The 3,011-nt window shown below is 40.0% G+C and carries 2 protein-coding genes; one reads left to right on the forward strand and one right to left on the reverse strand.

Going from position 1 to position 3,011, the window contains the following annotated elements; translation table 11 throughout:
- On the forward strand, nt 1-1,968 hold a 1,968-nt coding region (locus E1176_RS03120), incomplete at its 5' end, for a sensor histidine kinase (protein WP_155209120.1).
- Here the strand turns inward: E1176_RS03120 and E1176_RS03125 are convergent.
- Nucleotides 1,965-3,011: alkane 1-monooxygenase (locus E1176_RS03125; protein WP_155209121.1), on the reverse strand; the 1,047-nt coding region annotated here is incomplete at its 5' end. The genes E1176_RS03120 and E1176_RS03125 overlap by 4 nt on opposite strands.

Raw genomic sequence — 3,011 nt, forward strand, 5'->3', positions numbered from 1 at the left:
AAGATCTTAAAAACGAATAATGGCTACCAGGAGAGAGTTATTGATTTTGACAATGGCGCCTATTTTTTAAGTATCACGGGTAGAAATGACACATTATGGGTTAGCGATAAATATATCGTGCATCAGTATGTGAAGGATACAAAACAGTTCTCAATCGACCTGTCAGAAAGGGGGCTCTTTTCTTTTAACATCCATATGGATAAAAGAGGTGAGCTGTGGGTAAGTCAGGATAATGCACCCGGCCTGGTGAAACTCACGAAAGAAGGCATGAGGCAGGAGTATCGTGAGGAAAAGGGTATTTTCTCACGGATTCTAATTTTGTCTTCTGATACCAACGGAGACCTTTGGGCTGGTGGCTCGGGCGAAAATTCTTACCTATATAAGTATGATGTTGAGGCCGATCAGTTTGTGAATAAGAGTGCCACTTTAAACCAAGAGTTGAATGTAGACTTTGAAGTCATAGATTTAGCCAGTAGAAATGATTCTGTCTGGTTGGCTACTACCGCTGGTCTTATGTTGTATCATAATGAGGAGATTAAGCCAATCGACCTGGGAGCCACACTTACAGGATTACCTGTAAAAGCGGTTGAGTTGGGTAAAAATTATTTGTGGTTTTCTACAACAAATGGTGTAGCCAGGTATAATCTTAGGAGTAAAGAATTTTTATTATTCAACGAGTCTTCAGGGTTGAATTCGCGGTCTGGAAACCCACGTGCTTTGAGAATGGGCCAAAGGGGCACTATTTGGGTGGGTACAGCAAAGGGCATTTCTTATGCAGAAGATGGAAATGGAGATCTTTTCAAAACGAAAAAACCATTAGTTTCAGGTATAGAATTAGATGCTCAGAAATTATCTGTTGACGAGCTTAATGGTACATTGATTCGTAATAATGCTTTCGTAAAAGTCACTTTTAATTCACTCACACTGCCTGGCAATTCTATCGAATATGAGATTAAAGGGCGAGATGCCAAAGAGTGGACCAGCATAGGAAATAGAAATTTCATCCAAATACCAAATGCTCAGCAAGGCAAGTATACAATCTCCATAAGAGCAAAACAGCAAGGCGACTATTTATGGAGTGAGCCATTGCATGTAAGTTTTGAAGTAGACCAGCCTATATATTTCAAATGGTGGTTTATAGCCCTGGCTGTCTTGGGCACCATCGTGGTCATCGTATTTATCAATAAATTCAATACCATAAGATTAAAAAATCTTGAGCGACATTTAAACAGGGTAGTAGAGGAGCGTACGGAACTTCTTCAACAGACTAATGATGAGTTGATTCAGACCAATAAGGAGTTAGATATGTTTGTGTATTCGGCCTCACACGATCTCAAAGCCCCGCTTTCATCGCTTACGGGTCTACTTGACCTCTACGAATTAGAAAAAGAAAAGAAAAAGCGTGAAGAACTCATAAAAATGATGCGTGGAAGTGTATTGAAGCTTGACACGTTTATCAAAGAAGTAATTGATTATTCTAAAAACTCACGCCTGGATGTTGTGCTTGAGGATATTGATTTTAAGGATCTAATCAATGAAATACTAGACTCATATCGCTACATGGAAAATTGCGATAGAGTGAAGACTGAGGTGAAGGTAGAGCAAGGGACGTATATGGCTGATAAAAGTAGGTTGAGAATTATTCTTAACAACCTGATTTCTAATGCCATTAAGTATTGTCACACAGAAAAAAAGGATTGTTATATAAATATAAACGTATATAAAAAGTCTAATCAAATTTGCTTAGATATTGAAGATAATGGTATAGGTATTGATCCGGAGTATCTACCAAAAATTTACCAGATGTTCTACAGAGCAAATGATAGTAAATTTGGATCCGGATTAGGGCTCTATATTGTAAAGGAGTCTGTAGAAAATTTAGGGGGTACCATCGATATTTGCTCTGAAGTAGAAAAAGGAACCAGCGTCTTTATCAAAATCCCGGACGTTCCACAGCGCCAGTCTTAACCCATAGCAGGCGCTTTTTCAGCATGCCACTTTTCTAGCCGTTTGTTCATTAAACTAAACCACAGTGGAGGCACCATAGCAATCATGATCATGGTTGGGTAGCCAGCAGGGAGTTGTGGACTCTCGTCATAATGCTTTAATACCTGATATCTTTTTATGGCATTTGCATGATGGTCTGAATGCCTTTGTAATTGGAATAAGAAGAAATTGCTAAGCAAATGGCTTGCATTCCATGAGTGTATAGGTGTGACGCGCTCATAGCGACCATGGCTATCTTTTTTGCGCATGATACCGTAGTGTTCAACATAATTTACCAACTCCAGAAGACTAAACGCTAAAAAACTTTGCCCGAAAAAGAAGGCAGGCACTTGCCACACAAACTGATTGGCATAGAGGCTAAAGCCGAGTGTTATTGCTCCACACAGCAAAATTGGAAGAAGCGTAAACCATAACATATTGTTTGCCAGACTGAATGCTGACTTGCCTTTACGTTCAAGTCGCTTATTTTCGATGTGCCAGGCGTGACCGTAACCTTTCACTACTGACCTGAGCCAAAAGGCGAAGAAGTTTTCATTTTTTCTGGCAGTTGCCGGATCCTCAGGAGTGGCCACCTGGACGTGGTGTCCTTTGTTGTGCTCAATATAAAAATGCATATAGCTCACAGTGAGGAGCAATACTTTTGCATAAAGCCTTTCTGTAGCCGATTTTTTATGACCTAGCTCATGTGCCACGGTGATTCCAACACCGCCAGTGACAAGGGCAAAGCTCAATAAAAAGCCGGTCCACTCATACCAAAGTGTAATATTGCCAAATGCAGTCACGTAAATACCCCAGGCAACAAAAGCAACCTGAAAGTACGTCCACAAGTAAGTGATAAAGCGATAATAGAAATCATTGGCCACTGAAGCTTCTTCTTCATTGGGTACGTTTTCTTTGTTGATTCCTAACAATCTATCGATTAGAGGTAAAATAAAAAACACCTCTATCACAGCGATAAAATTCCACCATCCACCGAGGTAATACCCCACTATTACAAGTATAGG

This window comes from Fulvivirga aurantia (genome assembly GCF_009711475.1).
GTDB lineage: Bacteria > Bacteroidota > Bacteroidia > Cytophagales > Cyclobacteriaceae > Fulvivirga > Fulvivirga aurantia.